This is a genomic window from Mycobacterium sp. 1482292.6, assembly GCF_001672995.1.
GTDB lineage: Bacteria > Actinomycetota > Actinomycetes > Mycobacteriales > Mycobacteriaceae > Mycobacterium > Mycobacterium europaeum_A.
Genome location: NZ_LZKV01000021.1, coordinates 65,110 through 72,031, shown reverse-complemented (window position 1 = coordinate 72,031; position 6,922 = coordinate 65,110). Strand labels below are relative to the sequence as shown.

5 protein-coding genes, 1 tRNA gene and 1 pseudogene are annotated in these 6,922 nt (G+C 65.7%); 2 read left to right on the top strand and 5 right to left on the bottom strand.

Annotated features, from left to right (window positions below; all coding sequences use genetic code 11):
• Positions 1 to 131 (bottom strand): DUF3618 domain-containing protein (locus A5624_RS27090; protein ID WP_156748726.1); only part of this gene is annotated, 131 nt, incomplete at its 3' end.
• Positions 132 to 185: 54 nt separating this feature from the next.
• Between A5624_RS27090 and A5624_RS27085 the strand changes: the two are divergent.
• Positions 186 to 362 (top strand): annotated as a pseudogene (locus tag A5624_RS27085) (DUF3618 domain-containing protein); the annotation flags it as partial.
• On the opposite strand, the gene A5624_RS01435 reads toward A5624_RS27085, so the two are convergent.
• The 4 genes from A5624_RS01435 to A5624_RS01420 all read right to left on the bottom strand — a co-directional run bounded on the left by A5624_RS01435 (position 349) and on the right by A5624_RS01420 (position 4,187).
• Positions 349 to 2,088, bottom strand: coding sequence for a DUF3556 domain-containing protein (locus A5624_RS01435; RefSeq protein ID WP_066860361.1), 1,740 nt, complete (start codon positions 2,086 to 2,088; stop codon positions 349 to 351). The pseudogene A5624_RS27085 and the gene A5624_RS01435 overlap by 14 nt on opposite strands.
• 139 nt (positions 2,089 to 2,227) lie before the next feature.
• Positions 2,228 to 2,494: a hypothetical protein gene (locus A5624_RS01430; RefSeq protein WP_066860358.1), complete on the bottom strand. Its 267-nt coding sequence runs from the start codon at positions 2,492 to 2,494 to the stop codon at positions 2,228 to 2,230.
• Between the two features lie 142 nt (positions 2,495 to 2,636).
• Positions 2,637 to 2,712 (bottom strand) — tRNA-Lys (locus A5624_RS01425).
• Positions 2,713 to 2,948: 236 nt separating this feature from the next.
• The gene (locus A5624_RS01420; protein WP_066860353.1) at positions 2,949 to 4,187 is read right to left on the bottom strand and encodes a GNAT family N-acetyltransferase; all 1,239 of its coding nucleotides are present in this window, start codon (positions 4,185 to 4,187) and stop codon (positions 2,949 to 2,951) included.
• 345 nt (positions 4,188 to 4,532) lie between these two features.
• Between A5624_RS01420 and A5624_RS01415 the strand changes: the two genes are divergently transcribed.
• Positions 4,533 to 6,890, top strand: coding sequence for an MMPL family transporter (locus A5624_RS01415; RefSeq protein WP_066860349.1), 2,358 nt, complete (start codon positions 4,533 to 4,535; stop codon positions 6,888 to 6,890).
• The last annotated feature ends 32 nt before the right edge of the window (positions 6,891 to 6,922 follow it).

Below are 6,922 nucleotides of genomic sequence, written 5' to 3'. Positions count from 1 at the left end.
ACCCGGACCTTGAGGTCGTCGGCCAGGCGCCGAGGATTGGCCCGCTCGGCAAGCGAGTCGACGGTGGCCGCCAGCTGGTCCCGGGCGACGTCGATGTCCTGCTTGATGGCTTCGGGGTCCCGGTCCGCCACTGTGTCCTCCAAGTCGCCCACTATCCGGCTCATGCACCTGCCCGAACTACCCTAGATCAGCTGGCGGCCACCGTCGACTCGCTTGCCGAGCGGGCCAATCCTCGGCGCCTGGCCGACGACCTCAAGGTCCGGGTGATCGGATTCGTGCAGAAGCCCGTGGTGCTGGCCTCGCTGGCCGGGGTCGGGACCCTCGTCGTGGTGGTGGCGGTGCGCCGCGTCAGGAATCGGTGACGCGCCCGGTCTGGACGTACACCGGGATGTCGTCGGCCCAGGGCTGATTGGTGGCCATGTCGTCGACGTCGCAGTAGCCGCGTTCGAATTCGCCCGTCGCGGCGTCGACCAACCTGTATTCCTGCCGCTGTTGGTGGATGGGCTGGGCATCGAGGATCACCACGCGCACCTCGCCCGGCTCGAACCCGCACCGCTGCTGCAGCGCCTCGATCAGGCATTCGTTGTGCATGTGGCCGTCGCCGAAGTTCCAGCCCAGCACCATCGAGCACAGGACTTCACCCTCACACAGGTTGTAGTCGTCCTCGTCGTAGTCGGCCATCGCCCGGTGCGCCAGGGTGAGCAGCGCGCGCCCGTGGGTGTTCATCCCCCGGAACGCCAAGGCCAGGTGCAGCGGGATCAGGGTTTCCTCTTTGCTGCCGTACAACCGCTCGAGCTGCTGGTGCTGCATCGGGCCCAGGGCGCGGGAGCCGACGCGGAACTTTTCGTCGGCCGACGGCCGCACGCACCACAGGGTGGTGTCCCAGTTGCCGGCGTAGTAGCGCATGCCGGGCAGAAACGAGACCTTGCGCGGATAGAGATTCCCGACGACGACCGTGCCGGCCATGACGGCGAACAGGGCGGCGATCGGCAACGGGTGGGCGATGTCGGACAGGCCCAGGCGCGCGTGCGCGACGAACAGCCATAGCACCCCGAAGATCATGAAGACGTTCCACTCCAGCGGCACGCCCATCGGGAAGGCCAGCAGGATGTTGAGGTGGAACACGATCATCACGAACGCCGCGATGGCCGTCGGCCAGCCGCCGTGTGAGAACAGCAGCACCACCGGTACCAGACCCTCGACCGCGGTCGAGAAGTGCGCGATGAATCCCGCCAGCGCGCTGGGCCGCAGGTCGTCCGGGTGGTGTCTGAACATCGACCGCTTGAGCGGCCCCGAGGGGATGAACGGATTGTTCGCCAGCATGGTCGAGATCACGAACGGAAAGTGCCTGTTGAGTTTGGAGGTCGCCGCACCCAGCCAAATCACCATGAAGACGACCTTGGCGCCGACGATGATGTCCGCCCCGGCGAACAGGAACGTCAGCGCCAGCGGCGCATACACCTCGCCGCGCGCGGCCAGGAAGATCACCTTGTCGCGCAAGCTGAGCACGGCCAGGACCGCCAGAATCGCGACGGTGCGCCACCACGGCAGCACTCCGATCGTGGTGTCCAGCGCGGGAATCGGTCCGGCGCCGTCGGACACCAGCGCGGTCAGGAGCAGCACCAGCAGGACGCCGTAGAGCAACGCGTCGAACGGGGTTCGGTTGCTGCCCTTGGTCAACGGCACCCGATTGGGCCACGGCGGCAACCGGATGGTGCCCGGCCGCAGCCAGTACAGGATCGACCCCATCGGAGGGAAGTAGCGCCCCGCCAAGGGCCCGAAGCAGCAACCGAGGCCGACGACCTCGAACAGCATCGTGAACAGGACGGCCTTCTGGAACACGATCGGCTCCGACCACCATTCGCCGACGTGGCTGAAGCCGCCGATGCCGGAGGTCGACCACGCGAAGAGCCAACCGCCGAGGATGTAGAGCGCGATCTTCACGCCGTACACCACGTGCATCACCAGCGGGGTGCCGAAGCCGTGCTCGGCGATGTGGCGCGCCATCGGCACGATCCGTTCGGCGCGGGAGCGGCTGGTCCACTCGGCCATGTCGACGACGGGCAGGTTGGGCCGGATGAACCCCATTGCAGCTCCTTCGACGCAGCTCGTCCCAAGGGGGCCTATCGGCGCTTCTGGCGCCGATCGGTGCCAGCAAGAAATTACCTGCAGGAGGGGCTGTCGCGGTGGGATACGGCGGCAAAATTCCGGTCAACCGGTGAGGGGGTCACTCCCAGCCCGGCGGGTCGTGCTCGGCCATGTAGGCCTCCCACGCGGCGCGGCGCAGGGCCCTGGTGTGCAGGTCCTGACAGATCGCCTGCGCCTCGGCGGCGGTGCCGGCCCGGCCCAGGTCGTGGTGCACGAAGCCGTCGTCCACCCGTTCGGCGCGGAAGCCGCCCGTCGAGACCACGTGCACCCGGTATTCGCTGCGGTCGTCGATGTTGGCGTGATAGTGGCCCTCGAAGGGCTCGACCCACTTCAGGTCAGTTTTCACAAGTGCCCTCTGAAAAACCCCACCGCAGGGATGGTAGGACCCGCGCGATCGTCGGGAAAGAGATTGCTCGGAGATCGCTACCCATCGGGTGAACCCCCCATTGAAGTGGAGAAGCCACCAAATATTGAAGTACTCGGTGAGCTGGTGCGCCGTCAGGGTTTCGAACCCCGGACCCGCTGATTAAGAGTCAGCTGCTCTACCAACTGAGCTAACGGCGCTTCTAAACGGCCGAGACCGCGTAGGCGACAATAACAGGCGTCGTGCCGTCCAGTGAAATCCCGACCGGTTCCCAGGATAGCCGCTCGGCCGCGGGTGATCCGCATGGTTCGGAGCCGTCCGGCTCGCCTCGAGCATTACCCGCTCGACCGGGGTCGGCGTCACCGCGACTCGACGCGCCACCCGTAACGTCTTCGAATAGTTTTCGCCGCAACCTGATTGGCGAGCTGGACGGTTATCAGAAGAGCGTGCCGCAATAAGGCACCCGGTCGGTGGCGAACATGGCGTCCAGGGTGCGCAGCGTGCCCGGCTGCAGTTCCGCGATGCGGTTCGCCCGGTGAAGTTCCGACGGGCGGTGGGCCCCCATGTAGATGGTCCCCAGATCACCAAGGCTTATCTGGACGTCCGCGGGCCCGTCGTGCGGTGTGCACTCGCCGACACCATCGCGTGTCTGCAGCCGGAATCGTCCACCAGCGACGCTGAGCGGGTCCGTGATGTCCAGGACGATGTCGGCGTCGGATGAATACCCGCGGGCGCCGAGCGCGGCGGGCACGTTCATGATTCGCAGCCACAGGAAATCGCTCATGCCTATCGTTTTCGCGGCGAGCTGGTCTTTGAGTTTGAGTGGGAGCGGGTCATCGACCGGGACCTCCATCACGATGTTGTCGAACGTTTTGGAGCCCACCAGAGTCGCCAGCAGTTCGTCGTGGGCTTCGTTCGTGACCGCGCAGAAGTCTTGGACGATCACGCTGCCGAATGGCCGCCGATAGGCGTGCGGCGACGCTCCCACGACGCGGTAGGTCACAAAACCGTCCGGATGAACGATGAAATTGAGCGTCGATCCGTTGTCCCGCTGGGTGATCCTGTCTTCGAGGATGTCGTCCCACCACGCATCATCTCGGCTCAGCGCACCCGGAGTGATGGCGCGCCACCGCTCGTAGAGCGGGGGCAGCAGGCTTGCCGCCTGGGCAGCGTCGACCTCACGAGCCCGATTTCGGTCGGGCTTGTTGCGCAGCTGGGTGAAACGCGGCTCGATGTCGTAGGTCCTGGCATAGCTGGCCACCCCGGCCCCAAGGATTTCGTAAACCGTTGGCTGGGTGGGAACGCCGCAAAGAATGGGATAACCACGCTCCTGCAATATTGCGAAGCCCTGGATGCTGAGCTGTTGCCAGATTCCTTGTCCCTGATGCGTCGCCGCGACTGCGATCATCGACAACCAGGCGGCGTCGAGACTGGCGCCCCCTGGCACGGTGAGCCGCAGTGGGTAGTAAAGGGAAGTTCCGACCAGGTGCGGCTCTTCCGGATCGGACATGTCTTCGGCGATCAGGATGTCTTGCAGGTTGACCCGCCGCGTCCAGGCGGCGACGTCGTGCGGGTCCACGGCAATCCCATATGCGCGCGCCTGGTTCTCGTAGACGGCCTGCCAGTCCTTCTCGGTGGGATGCTTGATCCTGATAGCGTCCTTTGTTGCATTCATCGCTCATCCAATTCGCTACTGGCCCAGCTGAATTCGTGATGTGCACACCGAATCCAACAAAGCTCGTTTACTGGAATGCCGCCCCTCTTCGGTACCCGAGTCCCGGGTGGTGAAACGTCGCAACGACGTTGGTGACGCCGCCCACAAGCCGTCATAGTAGGAGCAGGGGTGTAAGGCGGATCACCGGTGTGACGGAATCAATTGCGCTAACGCGGCCGTCTTACTGTTACATAAGCCACGCGTGCGTCTCCGACGCATCGGCGGAAATGAGTGCCGAGGGGGCGTCAAACGGTCCCTGTATGGGTATAGAGCTAGGCCGGAGGCGCCGGAAAAGAAAGGACGCCAGTGCTGCGAGGAATCGCTCGACTTGCCATCGCGGCGCCCAGACGCATCATCGCGGTCGCCGTTTTCGTCCTGGTGGTCTGCGGGATCTTCGGGATTCCGGTGGTAAACAGGCTGTCGGCCGGCGGATTCCAGGACCCGACCTCGGAATCGGCGCGGGCGACCGAACTGCTCAGGGACAAGTTCGGCCAAACCGACCAGAAGATGCTGATCGCGCTGACCGCGCCCGCGGGCGCCCGCAGCGACAAAGCGCGCCAGGTGGCCACCGACATCGTCGATCACCTGAAACGATCGCCTTGGGTCATCGACGTTTCTTCGGCGTGGACCTCGCCGCCCCAGACCGCGGCCCAGCTGGTCAGCAAGGACAACAAGTCCGGGATGATCGTGGCCGACCTGAGAGGCGGGGAGAACAAGGCCCAGGAGTACGCCAGCGCGCTCATGCGTGAGGTGGTCCACGACCGGGACGGCGTCACCGTTCGCGCCGGTGGGATGGCCGTGGCGTACGCCCAGATCAATCAGCAGAACCAGCGCGACCTGATGCTGATGGAGTCGATCGCGATTCCGTTGAGCTTCGCGGTGCTGGTGTGGGTGCTTGGCGGTGTGGTGGCGGCGACGCTGCCGATCGTGTTGGGCGCATTGGCCATCGTCGGCACCATGTCGGTGCTGCGACTGATCACCTACGTCACCGACGTGTCGACGTATGCGCTGGACCTGAGCATTGCGATGGGTCTGGCCCTGGCGATCGACTACAACCTGTTGATCATCACTCGCTATCGCGAGGAGCTGGCCCGAACCGAGGACCGGGACCAGGCGTTGTTTCGGACCATGGCCACCGCCGGCCGAACCGTTCTGTTCTCGGCCACCACCGTCGGGCTGTCAATGGCGGTGATGGCGCTGTTCCCGATGTACTTCCTCAAGTCGTCGGCCTACACGATCGTGGTCACGGCGATCATCGTGGCGCTCGCCGCTGTCGTGGTGACGCCGGCCGCGATCGTGCTGCTGGGGCCGCGGTTGGACTCGCTGAACGCCCGTCGGGTGATGCATCGCGTGCTGCACGGGCAGCGGCCGTTCCGCGATCACGCGCACCAGCCGCTCGAGACACAGTTCTGGTACCGGTCGACGCGCTACGTGTTGCGCCACGCCATGTCGGTCGGTCTGAGTGTCGTGGTGTTGCTGCTGTTGCTCGGTGCGCCGTTCCTCGGGGTGAAGTGGGGTTTCCCTGACGAACGGGTGCTGCCCAAAGCTGCGTCTGCGCGCCAGGTTGCCGACATGTTGGACAACGATTTCGCTAACGGGCTAGGCACCGGGGTCTCCGTCGTCGTCCCCGACGCTCGCGGCATGACCCCCGCCGACCTGGAGCGCTACGCCGCCGAGCTGTCCCGGGTGGCCGACGTCTCCGCGGTCAGCGCGCCGGCCGGCACGTTCGTGGGCGGGAAACGGGTGGCGCCGCCCGCCGAGGCCACCGGCATGGCCAACGGCGCAGCGTTTCTGACGGTGTCGAGCACTGCGCCGCTGTATTCGAAGGCTTCGAACACGCAACTCGACCGACTGCATCAGGTCGCTGGGCCGGCCGGCCACTCGGTGCTGGTGACCGGTCTTGCGCAGATCAACCGCGACAGTGTCGACGCCATCACCAAGCGACTGCCGCTGGTGTTCGGGCTGATTGCCCTGATCACCTTTGCCCTACTCTTCCTGCTGACCGGCAGCGCGGTGCTGCCGCTGCAGGCGCTGGTGTGCAACGTGCTGTCACTGACCGCGGCGTTCGGCGCGATGGTGTGGATCTTCCAGGACGGCCACCTGGGCGCGCTGGGCACCACACCCAACGGGACATTGAACGCCAACATCCCGGTGTTGTTGTTCTGCATCGCCTTTGGGCTGGCCATGGATTACGAGGTGTTCCTGGTTTCGCGCATCCACGAATACTGGCTGGCCTCGCAGGCCATCCGGGAGACGCCGCCGACGGCCGCCGAGGCGCGCGCCGCCACCGACGAGAGCACGGCGCTGGGTATCGCCGGGATCGGCCGGGTGGTCACCACCGCCGCTGTGGTCATGTCGATCTCGTTCGCCGCCTTGATCCCCGCGCACGTGTCGTTCATGCGCATGCTGGGCCTGGGCCTCACGCTCGGCGTCCTCGTCGATGCCACCCTGGTCCGAATGGTCTTGGTACCGGCCTTCATTCACCTGCTGGGCCGCTGGACCTGGTGGGCCCCACGGCCGTTGGTGTGGCTGCGGGAGCGGTCCGCAACCGGTGAAGAGGGCGAGGTCGCGGTGGGGCGGGGCCGCTGGGCCCGCGACGCTCCGAACGGGGGCCGGTCATTGACCAGAAGGTGGACTGACAGGGCCGCCGCCGAGCGCACCTGACCCGCGAACATGCATTGCGCACCAATGGTTTT